Origin of the sequence: Thermanaerothrix daxensis, assembly GCF_001306145.1 — a bacterium.
GTDB classification, from domain to species: Bacteria; Chloroflexota; Anaerolineae; order Anaerolineales; family Anaerolineaceae; genus Thermanaerothrix; species Thermanaerothrix daxensis.
This window is the reverse complement of the sequence record NZ_LGKO01000006.1, coordinates 252,299-273,900: the sequence shown is the minus strand read 5'-3', so window position 1 is coordinate 273,900 and position 21,602 is coordinate 252,299. Positions and strand designations below refer to the sequence as shown.

The 21,602-nt window shown below is 52.8% G+C and carries 19 protein-coding genes and 1 tRNA gene; 9 read left to right on the top strand and 11 right to left on the bottom strand.

What is annotated here, in order from left to right:
* Positions 1 to 52: 52 nt before the first annotated feature.
* The 8 genes from SE15_RS13880 to SE15_RS13845 all read right to left on the bottom strand — a co-directional run bounded on the left by SE15_RS13880 (position 53) and on the right by SE15_RS13845 (position 9,524).
* A complete protein-coding gene (locus SE15_RS13880; protein ID WP_054522718.1) occupies positions 53 to 1,165 on the bottom strand; it encodes a sugar ABC transporter substrate-binding protein in 1,113 nt (370 codons plus the stop codon).
* A gap of 261 nt (positions 1,166 to 1,426) precedes the next feature.
* Positions 1,427 to 2,554, bottom strand: coding sequence for a M24 family metallopeptidase (locus tag SE15_RS13875; protein ID WP_152965648.1), 1,128 nt, complete (start codon positions 2,552 to 2,554; stop codon positions 1,427 to 1,429).
* A complete protein-coding gene (locus SE15_RS13870) occupies positions 2,551 to 4,074 on the bottom strand; it encodes an FGGY-family carbohydrate kinase (RefSeq protein WP_054522716.1) in 1,524 nt (507 codons plus the stop codon). Before SE15_RS13870 ends, SE15_RS13875 begins: the two co-directional genes overlap by 4 nt.
* 6 nt (positions 4,075 to 4,080) lie before the next feature.
* Entirely contained in the window at positions 4,081 to 5,490 is a 1,410-nt protein-coding gene (locus SE15_RS13865; protein ID WP_054522715.1) for an L-fucose/L-arabinose isomerase family protein, read from the bottom strand.
* Positions 5,491 to 5,507: 17 nt separating this feature from the next.
* Positions 5,508 to 6,863, bottom strand: a complete 1,356-nt coding sequence (locus SE15_RS13860) for an NAD(P)H-dependent oxidoreductase (RefSeq protein WP_152965647.1) — start codon at positions 6,861 to 6,863, stop codon at positions 5,508 to 5,510.
* Positions 6,860 to 7,918, bottom strand: a complete 1,059-nt coding sequence (locus SE15_RS13855) for an alcohol dehydrogenase catalytic domain-containing protein (RefSeq protein WP_054522714.1) — start codon at positions 7,916 to 7,918, stop codon at positions 6,860 to 6,862. The genes SE15_RS13860 and SE15_RS13855 overlap by 4 nt, the downstream gene beginning before the upstream one ends.
* A gap of 15 nt (positions 7,919 to 7,933) precedes the next feature.
* Positions 7,934 to 8,560 (bottom strand): KpsF/GutQ family sugar-phosphate isomerase, encoded by a 627-nt coding sequence (locus SE15_RS13850; protein ID WP_054522713.1) that lies wholly within the window; start codon positions 8,558 to 8,560, stop codon positions 7,934 to 7,936.
* A gap of 7 nt (positions 8,561 to 8,567) precedes the next feature.
* Positions 8,568 to 9,524: a sugar-binding transcriptional regulator gene (locus SE15_RS13845; RefSeq protein ID WP_054522712.1), complete on the bottom strand. Its 957-nt coding sequence runs from the start codon at positions 9,522 to 9,524 to the stop codon at positions 8,568 to 8,570.
* A 186-nt stretch (positions 9,525 to 9,710) separates the two neighbouring features.
* Between SE15_RS13845 and SE15_RS14840 the strand changes: the two genes are divergently transcribed.
* The 9 genes from SE15_RS14840 to SE15_RS13800 all read left to right on the top strand — a co-directional run bounded on the left by SE15_RS14840 (position 9,711) and on the right by SE15_RS13800 (position 20,275).
* Entirely contained in the window at positions 9,711 to 9,842 is a 132-nt protein-coding gene (locus SE15_RS14840; protein WP_269082282.1) for a hypothetical protein, read from the top strand.
* A gap of 296 nt (positions 9,843 to 10,138) precedes the next feature.
* Positions 10,139 to 10,471, top strand: a complete 333-nt coding sequence (locus SE15_RS13840; RefSeq protein WP_054522711.1) for a helicase-related protein — start codon at positions 10,139 to 10,141, stop codon at positions 10,469 to 10,471.
* Between the two features lie 8 nt (positions 10,472 to 10,479).
* The gene (locus SE15_RS13835; RefSeq protein ID WP_054522710.1) at positions 10,480 to 10,971 is read left to right on the top strand and encodes a hypothetical protein; all 492 of its coding nucleotides are present in this window, start codon (positions 10,480 to 10,482) and stop codon (positions 10,969 to 10,971) included.
* Positions 10,972 to 11,309: 338 nt separating this feature from the next.
* Complete coding sequence (locus tag SE15_RS14400; RefSeq protein WP_201778119.1) at positions 11,310 to 12,233, top strand: thermonuclease family protein; 924 nt, start codon at positions 11,310 to 11,312, stop codon at positions 12,231 to 12,233.
* 277 nt (positions 12,234 to 12,510) lie between these two features.
* Positions 12,511 to 13,419 carry a DUF5655 domain-containing protein gene (locus tag SE15_RS13820; protein WP_054522707.1) on the top strand — a complete coding sequence of 303 codons (909 nt, stop codon included), beginning with the start codon at positions 12,511 to 12,513 and terminating at the stop codon, positions 13,417 to 13,419.
* Positions 13,420 to 13,430: 11 nt separating this feature from the next.
* The gene (locus SE15_RS13815) at positions 13,431 to 14,996 is read left to right on the top strand and encodes a class I SAM-dependent DNA methyltransferase (RefSeq protein WP_054522706.1); all 1,566 of its coding nucleotides are present in this window, start codon (positions 13,431 to 13,433) and stop codon (positions 14,994 to 14,996) included.
* Positions 14,986 to 16,362: a restriction endonuclease subunit S gene (locus tag SE15_RS13810; RefSeq protein ID WP_054522705.1), complete on the top strand. Its 1,377-nt coding sequence runs from the start codon at positions 14,986 to 14,988 to the stop codon at positions 16,360 to 16,362. Before SE15_RS13815 ends, SE15_RS13810 begins: the two co-directional genes overlap by 11 nt.
* Positions 16,359 to 17,132, top strand: a complete 774-nt coding sequence (locus tag SE15_RS13805; RefSeq protein ID WP_054522704.1) for a transposase — start codon at positions 16,359 to 16,361, stop codon at positions 17,130 to 17,132. Before SE15_RS13810 ends, SE15_RS13805 begins: the two co-directional genes overlap by 4 nt.
* Positions 17,120 to 20,275 (top strand): type I restriction endonuclease subunit R, encoded by a 3,156-nt coding sequence (locus tag SE15_RS13800; RefSeq protein WP_054522703.1) that lies wholly within the window; start codon positions 17,120 to 17,122, stop codon positions 20,273 to 20,275. Before SE15_RS13805 ends, SE15_RS13800 begins: the two co-directional genes overlap by 13 nt.
* A 307-nt stretch (positions 20,276 to 20,582) precedes the next feature.
* Here the strand turns inward: SE15_RS13800 and SE15_RS13795 are convergent, their stop codons facing one another.
* The 3 genes from SE15_RS13795 to SE15_RS13785 form a co-directional block, all read right to left on the bottom strand.
* Positions 20,583 to 20,786 (bottom strand): MerR family transcriptional regulator, encoded by a 204-nt coding sequence (locus SE15_RS13795; RefSeq protein ID WP_054522702.1) that lies wholly within the window; start codon positions 20,784 to 20,786, stop codon positions 20,583 to 20,585.
* 116 nt (positions 20,787 to 20,902) lie between these two features.
* A tRNA-Cys gene (locus SE15_RS13790) sits at positions 20,903 to 20,973 on the bottom strand.
* A 100-nt stretch (positions 20,974 to 21,073) separates the two neighbouring features.
* Entirely contained in the window at positions 21,074 to 21,601 is a 528-nt protein-coding gene (locus SE15_RS13785; RefSeq protein WP_054522701.1) for a DUF2179 domain-containing protein, read from the bottom strand.
* Between the last annotated feature and the right edge of the window lies 1 nt (position 21,602).

Sequence of the window (21,602 nt, the reverse complement as noted above, 5' to 3'; positions counted from 1 at the left end):
GGGTGCTATGGGCGGCAATAACTGCCGCCCATAGCACAACCATTCTGTAGCCTTATTTGGCCTGGTTTCCCCACAAAGTAGGGTCAGCCGCATTGTCCTTGGTGACGCTTGTGGTTGCCAAATTCATCATGAAGCCAGTGTCAGTCTTCACGATACGTGCAGGGGACCACGGAGCGCCTTCCTTCACCACCTCTCCCTCGGTAATTGGCTCGCCCTTGAGCACCTTTTCAATGTAATCAGCAATGACCACACCAAAATCGGGAAGCGGCTGGCTTGAAGCCTGATCGGCATAACCATCACGAATGGCCTGGAGCATATCAGGGCATGCATCTACGCCGGTCAGGATGATGTGACCCTCCTCACCAGCCTTGAACTTCTTGCCCAGTTGCTCGAGTGCAGACAGTACAACTTTGACGCCTACGCAGTCGGAATGCATGTAGATGCCGTCAATCGCCTCACTTGATACCACATCCAGAGTGGCCTGTGAGAATTTTTCGGCTTTCCATTCAGTGGGTTTAGAGATTACCTTGATGTTCGGATAATTCTTAATCACATCATTAAAGCCAGCCCCACGCAACTGGGCAACATTCTGGCCCAAATCCCCTTGGAGCTCCAACACAGTACCCTTGGGTTCACCATATTTTTCAGTCAGCAATTTGACCATTGCTTCGCCTGACTGCTTGCCAGCCATGTAGTTGTCTGATTGAACAGTCATGTCGATCTCACAACCAATCGGCGCCCGGTCAATGGTGAAAAACGGAATACCCGCGTCTTTAGCTTTTTTGACCGAAGCACAGATAGCCTGACTATCAACAGGGACAACCACAATGGCATCTACCCCTAGCGAAATGAAGTAGTCAATTTGGTTGGCCTGGGCTGATGCGTCGAAGTTAGCATTCGTGGTCACAACTGCCCAATTTTTCATCTGGGCTCCTGTGACCATCCCATTCATGATTACGCCTTGGCCTCCGCTCAATTCAGGCGCCCCATAGCCAATTGTGATTTTCTTCTCCGCGGTCTCCTTGACCACTACCGTTTTCTCAACCACTACGGTTTTTTCCATAATCTGAGGCTCGCCAGGGGCCTGGGTGGCTGCCGGTGCACAGGCTGCCAACACCAGTGTCAGGAGTACAAGGAGTGACACAAAAGACATTAACTTTTTCATGATTCTCTTCTCCTACTTTCTAGAATGGGTTAATTGGAGATTCTGCAAGTGGGTTTAGAAATCTGAGATATCAAATTCTTATCAGGCAAATAACCTCACCTCCTTTCGATGCCCACTCTGGTTTTCTCTCATAAAACGCCAAATGCAAAGACGGGGAGTGATCGGCCACATACCAATCCGATAAGCCTTGCGGTAACCCCCTATTATTTCTAACAATGCTAAACAAGTACTGCCATTTGCCAATAACATAGTCTAATCCATCTAAAATTGCCACAAATCGGGTACACTAACCCCGTCACAAGATGCTTTGGGCCTAAACGATGGCCATGGCGATTGAAAGGAGGGAATTTCTACTCCATTTTCGGAAAGTAGAACCAGCTCCTCTACTTTTGCCCCTGTCACAGTGATGAACCAATCGTAGGCCTGATTGATCTGCGTCTGGGTAGAGGTCATACACCGCAAAGCATCTACCACCAAATACCCCGTTGGCCCTCCTTGAAAGTGGTTTTTCCATTCCTCTGGAAAACCCAACTCTGCATATTTTTGTTTCTGCCATTCAAATATTTCGCCAAACGACAACCCCGGCTTGAGTTGACTCAGCAAACAAGCCTCAAGAGTTGCAACTGCTTCATAAGCGCGCCGAATGTCTTCAGATGGGGTGCCAAAATACAGGCTTCGACTGATATTGGCATGTAACCCCCACCGCCGTGCAGCCGGATGCAGTAACACGTATCGGTCTATTCTTTTGGTTGTGGGCAAGGGATGGCGGTATCGAAAGACTCGCTCGTCGCTCCCCACAATCAAAACATCTAACTCAATACCAAGCTTCAGGCATTCCACCTGAAGACGGTATGCTACTTCCTCCTCACTTTCGCCAGGGCGAATTGATTGCGCAACATGGATCAGAATTTTTCCTACCTGTTCTCCCAGCCAACGGCAACGGGCCATCTCAAGGTCAGTTAAAGGATAGTGTAAAAGGCTTAAGGATTGATGGGCATCAAAGGCTGCTCCATCAAGAGGAGTATCGGATGCCCATCTCCCCCCAATCAGATCACGTGCAGCAACGCGAGGATCTCCTTGAAACCAGTAAAGACTTACCAATTCATACTCCTGCCCAGGTACTTGCTCTTCAAACAGTCGCAGGGCATCCATAGAGTGCGCCAATAAATAATGCCGGGTGGGTGTGATAACCACATGCCCAACGCCCATTTCACTGATGTTTAAGACACGGTTATCTCCTCCAGAGGTTATCCAGGCAAACTGATCTCGGCGAGAGATGATCACACCATCCAACCCATGCTCCTCTAGCCACATTCGAACTCGCTCCCGCTTAAGTGCGGCATCGGTTCTTACTCGCGCATCATCTTGAGAAAAAACCACTTCCCTCACGGGTTTCCTCCAGAGATTCGACTTAGCAAGGGAATCAGCGTAGGATAGAGCTCTTTATACAAAGCATAATGGCGAGCATGAGCAACATGTTGTTCGGGATTCGGTTCATAGCGGTTGGTAAACTCAAGGGTGGCTTCGGCCGCTTGCGTCAAATCTGTAAAGACGCCAGCCCCTTTTCCAGCCAATAAGGCAGCACCCCACGACGCAGCCTCCGTTACTTTCGGAACCAAAACCGGAATACCAGTGACGTTAGCCTTTAACTCAAGCCAGCGCTTTGAACGTGCTCCACCACCTATAGCTCGCAGTTCCTTGATAATCACACCCCCCTCACGCAGCAATTCCAAATTTAGGTTCAATTCATATGTCAACCCTTCCAGAATAGCCAGAGCAACATCTGCGCGAGTGGTCGAAAATGTGAGTCCCAGGATGGCCCCCTTCGAAGTGGTATCCATCCACGGTGTCCCGCTACCTGAGAAGTGAGGCAGCAACAAAAGTGGAGAGGGAGAATCCGGCAAATTGCCGAAAATCAGATCATATGCGTCTTCTCCACGCGCGATGGCTTCCGCCTTGATATCGGCACAAAACGCATCCCGAAACCAGCGAAGTAGCAAACCACCACTATGATTAAGTGTCATGGCCAAATATAAACCTGGTATGGGATGCACATAACAGGAGATGTTTGCTTTTTCTAGCACTTCCCCTAATGCTGGCTTCTCTAATGCCACTTCAACCACTTCGGCTGTGCCACTAGAGACCATAGATAAACCGGGCCTCACCAGGCCTACCCCAAGGGCTCCACAAGCCTGATCGTGCCCTCCCGTCACCACCAGAGGTTGGTTAGACAAACCCCACGCAGTTGCTAACTCCGAGCGTAGCGTGCTCACAGCAGTGCCAGAGTCATATAGGGGGGAGAGACGGACAGGTTCTAATTCAATCGCCGAAAGAATCTCCTCGGACCATTCGCCTTCTTGCAAATCGTAGAGCTGGGTACGAGAAGCAAGGCAGCGACTAAGCCCCCACCGTCCTGTCATTTTTTGAATGAGAAAATCCTCATAAAGGACAAACCGGTATGCCTGCTGCCAAGTTTGAGGCTCGTGAGTTTTCAACCACACCAACTTGGGCAGGGTATTAATGGTGTGAATTGGCATACCGGTGCGGGAGTATAACTCATGGCGCCCGAAACGCTCCTCAAGCCAGCGATTTTGCTCATTTGTACGGGTATCCATACCCAGAATGGCATTGCGAAGCGCATTCCCATTTACATCCACCGGTATAACTGCTTCGCCTTGCACTGATAGTCCTATAGCCGTTATTTCTCGGTATGCTTTAGATGTGTGGATCACCTCCACAATGCATTCTTGTGCAAGCCTCCAAACATTTTCAGCATCCTGTTCAGCCCAGCCGGGCGCCGGAAACAAAATCTCATACTCCCGACGGGAAACAGCCACAAGCTCGCCATTCTCGCGAAACAGGCTCGCCTTACAACCTGTAGTGCCTATGTCTAATCCCATCAAATACATACCGCGTTAACCCTGATGGTGATATACATCCCAGCCAAAATAGGTTTCAAACGCTTCGACAAGAACCGCGGCTACATGAGAACCATTCATGGCAACGTGATGCTCAAACCCATTCTTGCAAATGTATTGAAGCAGTTTTTGAAGGTTCGAGACATGCACTACTGCACGGCTTCCGAATGTGTCGAGAGGATCATCCGTTAACTCACCCTCACCCACATATGCACGGATCAACCCATTGAAGTCATCGGTTGTGATCCGGGCAAAGGTAACCGGACCTGCGGGAACTCGTCCCGCTACAGCACCATAGGTGTTCTCCTCTCCCAAAGTAGTTCCCAGTATTTCAGCAGTTTTTACAGCAATATCAGGCAAGAAAGATTTTGCCCAGTTTCCGCAGTGGAAGAAGACGCAGCGGTCAGGATCATCGCCGTAATTGTTATTCCAATCCACCAAGGCGCTTGGACGGCCTGATGCCAATTGCAAAGCATACATTGAAAGAACGCCCGTTATGTCAGCCTCACAAGCACTTGGCATTAGCTTCTCACTCATCATGCTCATCAATGTACATACATTGACGCCAAAGTTCCTTTGCACCGAATTCCAACACTGAATGGCCGTTGCCTGAAGATCGTTTTCACGCATCCAATCCGATATCACAATCCCAAGTTTTGCCATTCGAACAAGCGAACCCCCGGGCACTCCTTCGGTCTTCGCATAAGCATGAATTTCGTCAAGTTTGGCCAGAACCATAGGATCGTCATTTGCTAATTTGTTGGCTGCTGCAAAGATCTCTGAGAGATCAATAGTGGAGACGCTTATCCCAAACGCTTGGAGTAACTTCTCGCTAAAACGCACCGTGTTAAAAGCATTGGGCCGCGCCCCTATCATTCCCAGACGTGCATTGCGCAGACCTTTTACCACCCGGCAAACTCCAACAAAACGAAGCAAGTCTTCTTTGAAACTCTCACTTAGCGGATTAACAGTATGGAGGCGAGTTAAGGAAAACGGGAAACCATATTGACGTAGGTTGTTACAAACCGAAATCTTCCCGCAAAAAGCATCACGCCGCCGTTCCAGCGTAAACTGGGACAAATCGTCTGGGTATGCTTGAACAAGGATGGGCACCTCAAGTCCAGAGAGCTTAATCGTGTCAGCCACCCCTTTTTCATCACCAAAATTAGGTAAGGTAACCAACACCCCATCAATCCGATCACGGTGCTTGCGGAACAAGTCAGCGCATGCTTTCGCATGAGCGTATGTTTCCACTGAGCCAAATTTAGTCTCATTCTCATCTAAAATGACGGGTTCAATGTCTAGCTCATTGAACAAGGCCAGAATATCTCGGCGCGCTTCTGTAACAAGCCTATCGGGAAAGAAATCACGATTACCAACAATGACCGCAAGGGTTGCCTGACTCATTTTTTCCTCCTCCTGGGTTATTCAATCGGTTCACTAGCAAGTTGATCAACAGCCAGCAAAAGATCACCCTCAGAAATACGTTTCTCAAACCAGGCATCTTGCAATTGACGCAACTGGTAAATCATTGAGGGTTTTATTTCAACATCATGGCAAGAAATCGGTTGACCTTTGGCGATAGGACGAAGAACGCGAGCTCCTTTTGCCAATCCGATAGGCAACATGCACTCTGCCTTGGCCTGTTCATAGGTGTCAATAAGACTATAAAAGCTAGTCCCACCAATTCCATCCAGTACATCACCGGGAAAGAGATCACGTTTAGCGACTGCAAAAACTTCAGAAACCAGACGATCCATGGGCATCATGTTGGATTGACGTCGGATGGCAAGCAATGCGCAAGTTAGTGGAACCTCAATGCTACACAAGTGGTAAGGCCGGAACAGGGTGTAGTAAGGACCGGTTCCCATATCTCGTAAGATTAAAGCCTCACGTAAACGAGGGTGATCCGTGCGCACAATCACAAATACACCGGGGGCAATAGGGCCAATACCATAATCCACCACACCCATCTTATTGAGGACCCCACCATCTTCCTTCAAGGTAAAGACGCGGTTGAGAGTGTCTCGCGTTGCGTGGGGACCGTGCATTCCACGAACATCCGGTACCAAGCCGGTGGCGTTAGAGACCGCAGCCATCTCGATCATGGTCTTACTGCCATCTATGAATTCTATCAGCATATTAGGGCTCAACCCGCGTCGCGATGCTTCTTGAATAATTGCGGGATCGGTGGGAGTGGCGTAACGATCTAATGGATTATTCTTTCCCTTTCCTGCTGCCACAATGGTGAACCCCAACGCCCTGGCAAAATCATAAAGTTCCTTACACGCAGCCGGTTCATCGCCAGCAGCCAAGGCGTACAATACCCCTTTCTGAGAAGCGTACCAATTCAAAATTGGACCTACCGTGATATCGGTCTCCACATTCATCATCGCCAAGTCGTGCCCTTTGCGTGCTGCCCGCAACGCTGCAGAAGCGCCTACTTCGGGCACGCCTGTGGCTTCCAACACCACATCCACACTCTGCATGTCAGTAACCACACGATAATCACGGGTTACCACAAACTTACCTGCCTGAACTGCGGCATCTGCCTCTGCTGGAGTGCGGGCTTCAACCACTTCACCAATCACCTGTCCAATACGATAAGCCTCTTTGGCTCGCTGGAGGTCAATATCTGCTGCAATTACAACTTCAATTCCTTTCATCATGGTGGTTTGGGCTACCACATCCGTGCCCATCTGACCGGCGCCAATCAAACCAACTCGCACACTTTTACCTGCCTTGGCAATGTCTTCAAGATCTTTGTAGAGTCCAATCATGATGCTGCTCCAGTTTCAAAAGTAATGATCACCTTTAGTGCATCTCCACCAGCTGCTGTTTGAAAGGCTTCATTTATCTGGTCAAGTGAGAAAGTGTGGGTAATGAGTTTATCGGAAGGGATTACTCCTTGCTTAATCAGATCTAAAGCCCTCTGGTGAAAAATCGGGTGGTAAGAGAACGAACCCACAACTTGAATTTCGCCATAATGGATCAAGTTGGCGTTAAGTACCGTCATGGGATGATCCTTAGGCAAACCACCGAACAAAACAACCCGTCCCCTTTTACGTACCACCTCAACCGCTTGTGTTTGAGTTTCGGCAATTGGGTTAGCACAAATCACAATGTCCACACCACGCCCATCCGTCATCTCTCGGACCTGAGCCACCACATCTTGCTGCGAAGGATCTATGATTCCATCGGGCCCAAACACCTCACCTCGTTGTCGACGCCCAGCATGGGGTTCTGATAACAATACCCGTGCCCCTCTAGCCTTAGCAACTATGACGTGCAAGCACCCAATCGGGCCAGCCCCCATTACCAGCACAGTATCACCGAGGCTTGTACCAACACGCTCATGGGCTGCCAGTACTGAGCTGGCGGGTTCTGCGAGTGCTGCTTGCAGGTCGGAAAGCCCAGGCGGAACACGATGCACTATGCCATTTCTGAGAATCTCGCCAGTCAGTACCATGTACTCCGTAAATCCCCCATCATACCCTGGAGTTATGCCGATCAAACGCAGATTATCACATAGGTTATAAAGCCCTTGTTCACAGTAATAACAATTACCGCAATGTATATCGGGGGCCACAGCCAAGCGTTCGCCAATCGTATAGTCGGTGATGTTTTTTCCAATAGCAATCACTTCACCGGCTATCTCATGGCCTGGGATCGGAGGGATACTGCTTAGCATGGGGCCTTCACGCCAACGACGCAAATCCGAACCACAGACACCACAGGCTTTAACTTTCAAGATAATCCCGTCTTCGGGACAATCTGGTAAGGGAATATCCCGAATCTCGAACCGCATCACACTCGTAAGAAACGCTGCTTTCATAAGCTCATCTGCCCGTTATAGAATGCCTTGCTCGCTAAGTTTTTTACCGACGGCACCACCAGGGTGGGTTTTACCAAATTCCTCTTTGGTGTAACCTCGGAGGTTAAGAAGTACAGCACACAAAGCATCTCCCCAAGCCGCATTGACCAACGAACTCCCGGTGGCAATCATTCCATAAGGATCAACATCAGGGGGAGCACTTACACGCACGACATAATCGCTGAGTTGCGCCAAAGTTGAACCCAGATTCTCTGTGATTGCAACAACCGTTGCTCCGCGTTGTCGAGCAATATGTGCCAAATTGTTGATCTCTTGGGTTTCACCTCCTTTTGAAATTAGAAGGAGAACGTCCCGAGCCGTAACAGCCCCTCCTCCACCATGTTGGGCATCGCCCGGGTGAATAAAGAGAGCCGGTGTTCCACAGCACGAAAGCAGGTGCGCCAAACGATAAGCAACAGCATGTGAAGTACCAGCCCCAGCCACCAGTACATGCCCTTCACAGGCCAGAATTACCCGAACAACCTCTACGTAACTTTGGTCAAACTGAGAGGTCAATGAAGCCACTGCTTCTGCTTCACGCTGGATGACCTCTTTAGCTAAAGCAATAATTGTGTCTGGCGACAAAGTTTGCGCATCTGTCATTGAAACGCTACCTCACCAACTGATATGCAGTCACATGATCAGTGATTAGCACATTTATCAAACCACCCCGGAGAGCACCCCGGAGTACCTCAACCTTTTTCGGACCTCCAGCCACTCCGACGACGCGTTTTATTTGACGCAACTCCTCTAAAGAAATGCCAATAACCCGCTCGTCCAACTCAGACAAAACCGGGCGACCGAAGGCATCAAAAAAACGCAAAGCAATATCGCCAACTGCTCCTTTTTGTAGAAGAGCGTCCAACTCTTCTTGAGTAATAATCGAGCCGTCGCGCATTATGACTGAATCAGGGGTCGGGGCGCCTACACCGACATAGGCCACAGTAATGCGGGAAAAGAGTTCAAAACAATGACGAACATGGCTATCCGAGAGGATAATTTCCTTGACCTCTCCATGATCCACAATACCTGGGGCTGGTAGGAGCGTGAGCCGACATTGGAGAAGTTGAGCCAGCCGCCGGCACAAATCAGTGGCATGAACCTCAGACTCAGAAGGACCAAGACCGCCAATAATCTGCACCACATGGACTCCATTTGCTGGACGGGGTTCCAAGGCCGCCACCATATGACTAAGTGTCGTGCCCCAGGAAACACCAATTACGTCATTATCTTGTAATGTCCGTATAAGATAGTTGGCTGCCGCTATTCCCAGTTCACGAGAAACCAGAGGTTGAGATTGAGGATCACGGACCTCGACTACAACGGCTTCTTTTAGGTGGTACCGTTCTTCCAATTCCGCCTCAAGATCAGGGAAAAGACCCGGTGGGGGCACAACAGTGATCTTGACAATTCCCCTATCTCTCGCACGCTTAAGCAATCGCGAAACCTTAGAGCGCGAGAGCTGTAGCCGAGTCATGATTTCGTCTTGATTCAAGCCCTCTTCATAGTAGAGCTTGCTAACTTTTGTAAGCAGTCGCGGGTCTTCTTCTTGTTTAGGTCGCGCCATAGGGAACAAATTATTGAAAATTATTTCATTAATGAGAGAATTTTCACTATCGATTAATATTATAGCAAAAGAATTCCCAAAGTCAAGTATTAATTCTGAAGTTCAGGCATGAAATCGGACAAACGAAGAAGCCCCCATTGCTGGATAATAGGTTTGACAAAATAATCCCAGCAAAGGAGGTTTCCCATGCAGCTTGCAGCAGAGCAAGCCGCAAAGCCTGTTACGGTGGCTATTTCAGCCCGACGCCGAGTTTGTAATCGGGGATGCCACCGAAACGCCCATCCTCAGGCCGGGAAGATGGGCTACGTCGGCCCTTAAGCAAGTTCTGCCATTTCCTCGGTATTGTAGATCGGCTTCCAAATACTCACCTGTGCTTTCCATGGCGACGTATGTGATGCCATAACTCATTAGCCAATCCGACAACACCAGCAGATCATCTGTCATTTTTCTATTTGCATGCTTTCGGCAACATTGTTTTTTCCCCAGAGCAGATTGCTAAGAGACATGCAAGAGAATTCAAAGTACTAAAGGTATCCGATCAAAGAGAAATAAATTATTATTTCTTGAATTCGCTTGAGGAGGTATATCTTTTTGCTAAAAAATGGCTGGTATAAATGTCTATTTTTTGTAATATGAGGGAGTCTGTCGAGACCGTAGCAGCTGAACTTACCAGGTTGTGGCATCCCTATCCTGTTTTATCCCATCATGGCAATCTTTCTCGCAAGGCTCGAGAAGAAGTCGAAATGATCATGAAGGAAGCAGATGTGGCTGTTTGTGTCGCCACATCAACACTAGAGGTAGGAATTGATATTGAGGACATTGATCTAATCGTCCTCTATGAACTTCCTTGGAGTATTTCATCACTCCTTCAGCGCATTGATCGAGGAAATTGTAGACAAGGTGTCGTAAATGTAGTGGCCATTACAAAATCACAAGAAAAAATATGATGCGCCTTATGTTCAATGCTGCAATTTCTGGTGAATTGCCCAACGAAAATTATGAACCTGATATATCTGTAGTAGTGCAACAGATTTTTTCATTCCTGTATCAAAACCCCAATGGGGTAGATGAAGAATCGATCTTGGAACTTCTTTCTCTGTTGTGCTCTGAGAAATCTTCAAAACTTATCCTCTCCGAGCTGAAGAATAAAGGATGGATCGAATATCAGCATACTCAATTCTTTGCCTCTACAAAATTATCGGATTTAGGCCAAAAAGGACGTATCCATTCAAATATTCCGGACCCTCAAAGTTATAGGGTAATTGACATTGCTTCGGGTATAGGAATTGGGAAAATTTCTGGAACTCCCGATGAAGTATTTATGCTTGGGGGTAGAGTTTGGCATGTCATCATTGTTGAAAAGAATGTAATTAAGGCACAACTCATCAGAGGTAAGATTGCATCACCGAGCTTTCAAAGACATAAAGGTCAAGGTGCATGTCACTGATTGCTACCAATGGCATTAAGAGCAAGTTGAGGATAGGTTCAGGGTCTCCATACCGGAGAGCAACCTTTCGTTGCTAAAACCAAAATTGAAGATGAAAGAGCCCCTCAATGGACAGATTCCTCGAGTTGTTTTACAATGTCGATGACTTTTGCAAGAAATTTTTACCGATTTGGGAACGCCAGCAACTTGCCAGCGGTCAGAAGCGGCGTCGGCAAGTCCATTCTCTAAGAACTTCGGCCAGGTTGTGATTCGGGCACGATGAAATGATTTTCTTGAATTCATCCTAGCAAAAAATTATTCATCACGCAAATCAACGAAATCCGAACGAACTTGGCAAGATGAGTGGTCGGCATCTAAAAAAACCCATCCTGATGTTATTCGGATTTCTTGGGATTGCGGTGTCTTGCTGCCTGTTTTCCCTGGCGACAAGTTACCTTATACCCGACCCCACCCCGACCGTAACCCACACCGCAAAACCGACCTTCACCATTACATCAACACCATCACAGACCACCACACCAACGATTACTTTATCACCGACAATTACCGCCACCTTTACGGAAACCACAACCCCAACGATAACCTTCACATCCACGATCACGCCAAAACCTACCGTTACACCCACCCCCACGGTGACCTTACCACCGGTATCTTGTGTTCCAAAAAACACCAAACGCGAAGTCGGAACCGTCACTCGAATTATCGATGGGGACACGATTGACGTTCGCATTGGTAATCAAACTTTTCGTGTTCGCTATATCGGCGTAGATACGCCGGAGCGGGGTGATTATTTCTACTATCAGGCTACCGAAGCCAATCGGCGTTTGGTCGAGGGTAAAAAAGTTACCCTGGTCAAGGATGTGTCCGAAGTCGATCGTTACGATCGCTTGTTGAGGTATGTGTTTGTCGGTGATGTATTTGTCAACTATGAATTGGTCCGGCAAGGATATGCCTACGCTTACACCTATCCACCCGATGTCGCCTGTTCCGAGGTTTTTGTTTCTGCGCAGCAATCCGCACAGATTTCTGGAGCAGGTCTTTGGAGACCCACGCCGACTTACGCCCCTCTCCCATTGCTGCCTGCACCGGGCAGCGGTAGCGGCAATGGAAATTGTCACCCATCCTATCCGGATGTTTGTATTCCACCTCCACCCCCTGATTTAGATTGCCCAGATATTCCCTATCGTCGATTCCGGGTCTTACCACCCGACCCGCACCGGTTTGACGGTGATGGAGACGGTATCGGATGCGAGAGAAATTAGCCGTCATGTGAGCTTGAAACTTGTTGAGAAATAGATATACTTAATCGAGACAAACTCAGCCCCGCCGGTGGTTGTGGCGAGGCTGAGATGGCTACGCGGTGACGGCGCGTAGCGGCAAATATTATCGTAGTAAATTTTGTCGCCCGCGCAAATGACCGTTACCGCGGGCGAATTGTGTTGAAGATTTCTACCAATGGGCCTAATGGATGATTTTCAGGTGGGAGACGGTTGATTTGCGGCAAGCATAAAATTTCTGATATCTCTGCAGGAGGAGAAAATGCCGCTCTATCGCATCCTATCTGACGGAAGTGTCCGGCAAATCCCAACGGGGGTATTTGACAGAGAACGCCAATTGCAAAAATTGGTTGAGCAGAATAGTGAAACTCTGCTCGGTGTACGCTTTCTTGCCTCCGAGTTTGCAACCGGCGACCGCCAGCGCGGACGGATTGACACACTTGGCCTTGATGAAAACGGCACTCCCACCATCATTGAGTTCAAAAAGACCGGCAGGGAAAACATCATCAATCAAGGTTTGTTCTACCTGGATTGGTTGGTGGACCACAAAGGGGATTTCACGCTCAAAGCGCAGGAAATGTTGGGGACAGCGATCGAGATTGACTGGAGCAACCCACGCCTGATCCTGATCGCTGAGAATTTCAGCGAGTACGACAAATACGCGGTCAATCGCATCGGCGCAAACATCGAGTTATGGATTTATCGTCTGTATGGGCAAGACTTGCTGTATCTGGAACAAATCTATGCGGCTATTTCCCCGACGCCGCGCCGTCGAGAGGCGGCCGCGCCTGCTGATGAGGAAGAAGAACTGCTGGTGGAATATCACGTCGAGGACCATTTGCGCGATAAACCGCCTGAAATAGTTGCCCTGTTTGAACAGTTACGCGAACGGATTCTAGCCTTGGACGAAGAAGTGGCCGAAAAGGCTGTCAAACACTATGTCGTTTACAAGCATGGCAGGAATTTCTGCGAAGTGTGGGTACAATCCAGACAACTAAAAATCTGGTTGGACATTGCGCCGGAATCGTTGCAAGACCCCTTTCACCTGGCACGTGATGTGCGTCAGGTTGGGCATTGGGGCACCGGCGATGTTGAGGTGATGTTGAAATCCCCCGACCAACTGGAAGCCGTCTTTGCACTCATCACTCAGTCTTATCAACAAACCCTCTAACCGGAGATGCTATGACCCAAACCTATTCCAACGGTGCAACGCTGGGCTTTGAACGCAACTTGTGGGCCGCCGCCGATGCGCTGCGCGGCAGCATGGACGCTGCCGAGTATAAACACGTGGTGCTAGGGTTGATTTTCCTCAAGTACATCTCGGACGCCTTCGAGGAGTACCGCGCCCAGTTGGAGGCCGAGCGCGCCGAAGGTGCCGACCCCGAAGATCCGGATGAGTACCGCGCTCAAAACATCTTCTGGGTGCCGCCCGAAGCGCGCTGGTCGGCGATTCAGGCCATGGCGCGGCAGCCAGGAATCGGGCAGGTGATTGACGAGGCCATGACCGCCATCGAACGAGATAACCCGGCCCTCAAAGGCGTCCTGCCCAAAGAGTACGCCCGCCCGGCTCTCGACAAGCAGCGCCTGGGACAACTGGTTGACCTCATTACCAATATCCGCATCGGCAATCAGACCGCTCAGGAGAAGGACATTCTGGGGCGCGTTTATGAGTACTTCCTTTCGCAGTTTGCCAGCGCCGAGGGCAAGAAGGGCGGCGAGTTCTACACCCCGCAGTGCGTCGTCAAACTACTGGTCGAGATGATCGAACCCTACCGCGGGCGCGTCTATGACCCGTGCTGTGGCTCCGGCGGGATGTTCGTCCAGTCCATCAATTTCATCCGTGCCCACGCCACCGGCAACGGCAACGGCGGGCGCGCCCGGGCCGACATTTCCATCTACGGCCAGGAATCGAATTACAACACCTGGCGCCTGTGCAAGATGAACCTGGCAATTCGCGGCATTGATGGCCAGATTGCGCACGGCGATTCGTTCCACGACGACCGCTTCCCCGATCTGCGCGCCGACTACATCCTCGCCAATCCGCCCTTCAACGTCTCGGATTGGGGCGGCGAACGCCTGCGCGAGGACAAGCGCTGGAAGTACGGCATTCCCCCGGCGAGCAACGCCAACTTTGCCTGGGTGCAGCACATGATTTACCACCTGGCGCCGGGCGGCGTGGCGGGCTTTGTGCTGGCCAACGGTTCGATGTCCTCCAACCAGTCCAACGAAGGCGCAATCCGCCGTGCCATCCTCGAAGACGACCTGGTAGATTGCATGGTGGCGCTGCCGGACAAACTCTTCTATTCGACACAAATTCCGGCCTGCCTGTGGTTTCTGCGGCGGGGAAAGCCTGAGCAGCGCCGTGGTCAGGTACTGTTCATTGACGCACGCCAGATGGGCCGCATGGTGGACCGCACCCACCGCGAACTGACCGACGAGGAGATCCGCAAAATTGCCGATACGTATCATGCGTGGCGCGGCGAACCATGTAGGGGCGGGTTTCAACCCCGTCCTTACAAGGACATCCCCGGCTTTTGCAAATCCGCCACGCTGGAGGAGATTCGCAAGCACAATTACGTCCTCACGCCGGGGCGTTACGTGGGTGTGGCCGTGAAAGAAGAAGACGACGAACCCTTCGACCAGAAGATGCGCCGCCTGAGCGCCGAATGGCGCGCCCTGCAGGCCGAAGCCCGGCGCCTGGACGCGGCCATTGAAGCCAATTTGCGGGAGTTGGGGTATGGGGAGTGAGTGGAAACAAGTCCCAATATCCAACCTGGCTGATGTCGTTATTGGGGGTACACCCAGCAGGAATGTCCCAGAGTATTGGAATGGCACTATTCCCTGGGCTACGGCTCGTGATATTGCAACAACAAACGGTCGCTACCTATACTGTACCCAGGAATTTATTACAGAGAAAGGACTGCACGAAAGCGCTGCGAAATTATTTCCCAAGGGCACTATAGTCATCACAGCTCGCGGCACTGTCGGTAAGTTGGCCCAACTTGGTCAAGACATGGCTTTTAATCAAACTTGTTATGCCATCGTTCCAAAGGATGAACGGCTTGACCGCGATTTTCTATTCTATGCCCTAAGGGAAAGCATTGATTGGATGCGGTCACTAACGTACGGAACTGTTTTTGACACTATAACAACCCGGACTTTTGAGCAATGGACAATCCCGGTGCCTCCCCTCCCCGAACAACGCGCGATTGCGCACATCCTCGGCACGCTGGACGACAAAATCGAGTTGAACCGGCGCATGAGCGAGACGCTGGAGGCCATGGCGCGGGCACTCTTCAAAGCCTGGTTCGTGGACTTCGAGCCGGTGCGCGCCAAAATGGAAGGGCGATGGGTGCGTGGCCAGTCCCTGCCCGGCTTGCCCGGTACGGGCGGGTTCGGTACGGGCGGATTCGGTACGGGCGGGTTCGCAACCCGCCCCTACGCCGACCTCTTCCCCGACCGCCTCGTCCCCTCCGAACTCGGCGAGATCCCGGAGGGGTGGGAGGTGGTGACATTGGGCGAACTGTGCTACAAGCCAGAATATGGTTTCACTGCCTCTGCAAAGGATCAGCCTGTTGGTCCAAAATTTTTGCGCATAACTGATATAAACAAATTGCCTTGGATTGAGTGGGAATCTGTACCATATTGTGAAATATCAGATTCAGAGCTGCAACAATATAAATTGCATTTCGGTGATATCCTGATTGCAAGAATGGCTGATCCTGGTCACGGCATAATGGTTGAGGAAGAAGTAGATGCTGTGTTTGCATCTTATCTCATTCGATTTAGGCCTCGAAAATCATATTACTCTCGTTATATTCAGTATTGGTTACGATCAGACTTATATTGGGAAATGGTAACGGCCAGACAAGCGGGGACAACAAGAGCCAGTCTCAATGCTCAAGAAATGAGTCGCCTTTCTATTATACTTCCCCAAGAGCCTATACTTGAAATTTTTAGCCATTACATTGCTGGTTTCCGGGATAAGATAATTGCTACTGTTAGGGATTCAAGCGCACTTGCCGCCCTGCGCGATGCGCTGCTGCCCAAACTCATCCGTGGCGAGATACGGGTCAAGGACGCCGAACGGTTTTTGAAGGAACGCGGGCTATGAGATACGACCCGACCAAACACCATCGCCGTAGCATCCGCCTGAAGGGATACGATTATTCGCAGGCCGGGGCCTATTTCATCACCATTGTCACCCAGGACCGGGCGTGTTTGTTCGGTGAGGTCGTGGATGGGGCAATGCGGTTGAACGAATACGGCCGGATCGTCGAATTCACATGGCATGATTTGGTCAATCATGTGACGGGAATTGTATTGGATACGTTTGTCGTCATGCCAAACCACGTGCACGGCATCGTGATTATCACCGATGCCCCGGACGACGTGACCGTAGGGGCGGGTTCAGAACCCGCCCCTACCGCCACGAACCCCGCCCCTACCGCCACAAAACCCGCCCCTACCACCACGAACCTCGCCCCTACCATCACAAAACCCGCCCCTACCACCATGGAACCTGCCCCTACCGCCACAAAACCCGCCCCTGCCACCATGGAACCTGCCCCTACCACCACGGAACCCGCCCCCACCACCACGGACCGCGCCCCTACCATCACGACCACGGCGAAACCGAAACGACACGCATTGCCCGAAATCATTCGTCAATTCAAAACGTTTTCGGCGCGACGGATTAATCAATGCCGCCAAACCGCCAACGTTGCGGTCTGGCAACGCAACTACTACGAGCACATCGTCCGTGACGAACATGCGCTCAACCGCATTCGCCGCTACATCCTCGACAATCCTGCCCGCTGGGCCTTCGACCGCGAAAACCCGACGGCCACCACACCGGAGCCGGAGGACGCATGGGCACAATGACCGAATCCGAAGTCGAATCCGCCGCCCTGGCCTGGCTGGAAGCCCTCGGCTGGCAAATCCGGCACGGGGACGAAATCGCCCCCGATGGCCCCGCCGCCGAACGCCCCGATTTCTCCACCGTCGTCCTCGAATTCCGCCTGCGCGATGCCCTGGCGCGCCTCAATCCGCACCTGCCCGCCGAGGCCCTGCACGATGCCCGGCGCCGCCTCACCCACCCCGAAGGCGCCGACCTGCTCACGCGCAACCGCGCCTTCCACAAAATGCTGGTCGAGGGGGTGAACGTCGAATACCGCGCCGCCGAGGGCGGCATTCGCGGCGCTCAGGCGCGGGTGATCGACTTCGACAACCCGCACCAAAACGATTATCTGGCGGTCAATCAATTGGCCGTTCTCGAAAACTGCCATTCGCGCCGCCCCGATATCGTCCTGTTTGTCAACGGCCTGCCACTGGCGATCATCGAACTCAAGAACCCCACCGATGCGCAGGCTACCATCTGGACCGCCTGGCAGCAACTCCAGACCTACCGCGCCGAACTGCCCACCCTGTTCACCTTCAACGAACTGCTGGTGATTTCCGATGGGCTGGAAGCGCGCCTGGGCGTGCTGGATGCCGGGCGGGAATGGTTCAAACCCTGGCGCACCATCACCGGCCAAGACTTCTACCCGCCGGTCGGCGACCCCGCCGCCGGGCCGCGCGTGCCGGAACTACAGGTCTTGCTGGAGGGCGTCTTCGCGCCGGAACGGCTGCTCTCTCTGCTGCGCGATTTCATCGTCTTTGAGAGTGACCGCTCGCGCCTGGTCAAGAAGGTGGCGGGCTACCACCAATTCCACGCCGTGCAGGTTGCCGTTGCCGAGACGCTGCGCGCTGCCAACCTGCAACGCGCCGTTCAGGAAGACCGGCCGGGCTACCTGACGCGCTCCCAACCCGGCGGACAGCCCGGCGACAAACGCGTGGGCGTCGTCTGGCACACCCAGGGCAGCGGCAAGAGCCTGACCATGGTCTTCTACGCCGGGCGGGTCATTCGTGAACCGGCCATGCAAAACCCCACCATCGTGGTCCTGACCGACCGCAACGACCTGGATGACCAGCTGTTCGGCACGTTTACTCGCTGTCAGGACCTGCTGCGTCAGGCGCCGGTGCAAGCCGAGAGCCGCGCCCACTTACGGCAATTGCTCGGCGTCCAATCGGGCGGCGTGGTCTTCACCACCATCCAGAAGTTCCTGCCCGAAGAAGCAGGCGACCGCAACCCCGTCCTCTCCGAACGCCGCAACATCATCGTCATTGCCGATGAAGCCCACCGCAGCCAGTACGACTTCATAGACGGCTACGCCCGGCACATGCGCGATGCCCTGCCCAACGCCTCCTTCATCGCCTTCACCGGCACCCCGCTCGAACTCAACGACCGCAACACCCGCGCCGTCTTTGGCGATTACATCAGCATCTACGACATCCAGCGCGCCGTCGAAGACCGGGCCACCGTGCCGATTTACTACGAAAGTCGCCTGGCGAAACTTGCCCTGCCCGAAGAACTCAAGCCGAAAATTGACGAGCAGTTCGAGGAAGTTACCGAAGGCGAGGAGGTTGAACGCAAGGAGTACCTCAAGACCAAATGGGCGCAGTTGGAAGCGATTGTCGGCGCGCCGCGCCGCCTCGAACTCCTGGCCAAGGACATCGTCGAACACTTCGAGCAGCGCCTGGCTGCCCTGGAAGGCAAGGGCATGATCGTCTGCATGAGCCGCCGCATTGCCGTCGAACTCTACCGCGAGATCGTGCGCCTGCGTCCGGAGTGGGAAGACCCCAACGATGAACTCGGTCAGATCAAGGTGGTGATGACCGGTTCGGCCGCCGACCCCGCCGACTGGCAGCCGCACATCCGCGACAAGCGCCGCCGCGAAGCCCTCGCCAACCGCTTCCGCGACCCGAATGATCCCTTCAAACTGGTTATCGTGCGCGACATGTGGCTGACCGGCTTCGACGCCCCCAGCCTGCACACCCTGTACCTGGATAAGCCCATGCGCGGCCATGCCCTGATGCAAGCCATCGCCCGCGTCAACCGCGTCTTCCGCGACAAACCCGGCGGCCTGGTGGTGGACTACCTCGGCCTGGCGCAGGAACTCAAGGAAGCCCTGGCGGTCTATACCGAGAGCGGCGGCCAGGGACAAACCGCCCTGCCGCAAGAAGAAGCCGTGCGCCTGATGCTGGAGAAATACGAGATCTGCCGCGACTTGTTCCACGGCTTCGACTACACCCCCTGGCTGACCGGCACGCCTCAGGAACGTCTGAACTTGCTCCCTTCTGCCCTGGAACACATCCTCGCCCAGGAAAACGGCAAAGAGCGTCTGATTCAGGCCGCCCGTGACCTTTCCAAAGCCTTTGCCCTGGCCGTGCCCCATGACGAAGCGCTGCGCATCCGCGATGAAGTCGCCTTCTTCCAGAGCGTGCAAGCCGCCCTTTCCAAGCGCACGCCGCCCGAAGGCCGCCCATCCGAAGAACTGGATATCGCCGTGCGCCAGATTCTAGCCCAGGCGATTGCCCCCCAGGGCGTGCTGGATATCTTCGCCGCCGCGGGCCTGAGCAAACCCGACATCTCCCTCCTCTCCGAAGACTTTCTGGCCGAACTGCGCGGTCTGCCGCAGAAAAACCTGGCCGTGGAACTGCTCCAGCGGTTACTGCAAGGTGAAATCAGCCGCCTGCGCCGCAAGAACCTGGTCCAGAGCCGCACCTTCTCCGAAATGCTCGAACAAACCCTGCGCCGCTACCAGAACCGCGCCATCGAGGCCGCTCAGGTCATCGAAGAGATGATCGCTCTGGCAAAGGAAATGCGCGCTGCCAACGCCCGCGGTGAACAACTCGGCTTGAGCGAAGAAGAACTGGCCTTTTATGACGCCCTAGAGACCAACGACAGCGCCGTCAAAGTCCTGGGTGACGAGACCCTGCGTGCCATTGCGCGCGAACTGGTGCGTACGGTGCGCAACAATGTCAGCATCGATTGGACCCTGCGCGAGAACGTCCGCGCCCAGTTGCGCGTCCGCATCAAACGCATCCTGCGCAAGCACAATTACCCGCCCGACAAGCAAGAAAAAGCCACCCAAACCGTCCTGGAACAAGCCGCCCTCCTCACCGAGGAATGGGTGATGGCGTAAATTCGTCCTTTTTATGAGACTGGTGTTCACCCCCAACCCCGCCTGACTCTTTGCTTGCTCCTGTTCAGCAATGCCTGAACAAAGACGCGCTTAAACCGCCCAAAAGGGCCTCCGGCAAAGAAAGACTCCGATAAATTTCAGCACAGTAAGCCACATCAGCTTCATCAATCAACAAACGCTTAGCTTCTCTCCCAAGGGTATTAATTATCCCAGCCCGTAACCACTTTATGATTGTAGGATGCGGAATTTGGTAATCCCGGGCTGCTTTTGCGATCCAAATAGGTCTCCCCTTTAGATGGGCACGCTTCTAATACTTCGGCAAATCCTCTTTGCGGAGACCTTTTTGTTCGATGGCTTCAACCCTAACTTCATCTTCGCTTACGACCATTTCACCTGCTACCACTCCAGCCCTAATTTTACCCCGCTCGATCAGTCGGCGCAAATGCGCCTCATCCAACCCGTACTTGCGGGCGGCTTCGGAAACCGGAAGAAATGTGGGAAGTGCAGCCACACCCGTCCTCTCAAAACCGCACAACGCACCCAGGAATCCATCGGGTGCGTTGCCGTTCTACAGGGATGGCATCCCTGTTTAAGGGAAGCCGGGGGCTGGTAAGGTGCTTCACGAGGAGGCGACGGCGGGATTCGAACCCGCGGTCAGGGTTTTGCAGACCCTTGCCTTGCCACTTGGCCACGTCGCCTTGCGGATGACATTTTAGCAAACAAAAGGATTATGGTCAAGGCTGCATGTTGATAAAAAACACCCCGGCCATCTGACCGGGGTGTCCCTCTTCATACCCATCAGGCGCGCCAGTAGCCCCGCCGCACCGGGCGTATCTCCTCGGCCGTCACAAAAGCCTCGGGGTCGGCTTCCAGCACCAGCGTCTCCACCTCACTGAGGTTTTTACGCATCACCCCAACGTGTAAAATGGTGACCGTGCCGCTCAATCCCCGCCCAGCCACCTCGGTGACGGCATACCCATGCGAGCGCAACAACTCGGCAATGGCTGCTCCCCGTAACGGGCTGATGATGGTCAGTTGCAAATGCCCAATCGCCAGGCGCTCTTCAATCGTCATGCCCACCACGTTTCCGGTCGCAAAACCGGCCGCATACCCCACGATGTTAAGCGGATTGTCCAGGTTGGCCAGCACCGAACTGATGGCAATAACGAAGATTAGGGACTGCATGAAGCCCAGTGCCCAGGCCAACCCCTTGCGCCCGCGTACGACGAAGAGCACCCGGATGGTATCAAGCGACATATCGCACACACGCAGGGCAAAAATGCCCAGCGCCACCAGCAAACTTTGCCAGGTCAGCGTCAGGTGCATG

Excerpts from the sequence above, each read along its gene's own strand:
- SE15_RS13855 (WP_054522714.1), bottom strand. The coding sequence starts at position 7,918 with ATGAAAGCAGCGTTTCTTACGAGTGTGATGCGGTTCGAGATTCGGGAT.
- SE15_RS13805 (WP_054522704.1), top strand. The coding sequence starts at position 16,359 with ATGAGATACGACCCGACCAAACACCATCGCCGTAGCATCCGCCTGAAG.
- SE15_RS13820 (WP_054522707.1), top strand. The coding sequence starts at position 12,511 with ATGCCGCTCTATCGCATCCTATCTGACGGAAGTGTCCGGCAAATCCCA.
- SE15_RS13850 (WP_054522713.1), bottom strand. The coding sequence starts at position 8,560 with ATGACAGATGCGCAAACTTTGTCGCCAGACACAATTATTGCTTTAGCT.
- SE15_RS13815 (WP_054522706.1), top strand. The coding sequence starts at position 13,431 with ATGACCCAAACCTATTCCAACGGTGCAACGCTGGGCTTTGAACGCAAC.
- SE15_RS13880 (WP_054522718.1), bottom strand. The coding sequence starts at position 1,165 with ATGAAAAAGTTAATGTCTTTTGTGTCACTCCTTGTACTCCTGACACTG.
- SE15_RS13785 (WP_054522701.1), bottom strand. The coding sequence starts at position 21,601 with ATGCACCTGACGCTGACCTGGCAAAGTTTGCTGGTGGCGCTGGGCATT.
- SE15_RS13865 (WP_054522715.1), bottom strand. The coding sequence starts at position 5,490 with ATGAGTCAGGCAACCCTTGCGGTCATTGTTGGTAATCGTGATTTCTTT.
- SE15_RS13840 (WP_054522711.1), top strand. The coding sequence starts at position 10,139 with ATGTCTATTTTTTGTAATATGAGGGAGTCTGTCGAGACCGTAGCAGCT.
- SE15_RS13835 (WP_054522710.1), top strand. The coding sequence starts at position 10,480 with ATGTTCAATGCTGCAATTTCTGGTGAATTGCCCAACGAAAATTATGAA.
- SE15_RS13870 (WP_054522716.1), bottom strand. The coding sequence starts at position 4,074 with ATGTATTTGATGGGATTAGACATAGGCACTACAGGTTGTAAGGCGAGC.
- SE15_RS14840 (WP_269082282.1), top strand. The coding sequence starts at position 9,711 with ATGCAGCTTGCAGCAGAGCAAGCCGCAAAGCCTGTTACGGTGGCTATT.
- SE15_RS14400 (WP_201778119.1), top strand. The coding sequence starts at position 11,310 with ATGAGTGGTCGGCATCTAAAAAAACCCATCCTGATGTTATTCGGATTT.
- SE15_RS13845 (WP_054522712.1), bottom strand. The coding sequence starts at position 9,524 with ATGGCGCGACCTAAACAAGAAGAAGACCCGCGACTGCTTACAAAAGTT.
- SE15_RS13810 (WP_054522705.1), top strand. The coding sequence starts at position 14,986 with ATGGGGAGTGAGTGGAAACAAGTCCCAATATCCAACCTGGCTGATGTC.
- SE15_RS13800 (WP_054522703.1), top strand. The coding sequence starts at position 17,120 with ATGGGCACAATGACCGAATCCGAAGTCGAATCCGCCGCCCTGGCCTGG.
- SE15_RS13860 (WP_152965647.1), bottom strand. The coding sequence starts at position 6,863 with ATGATTGGACTCTACAAAGATCTTGAAGACATTGCCAAGGCAGGTAAA.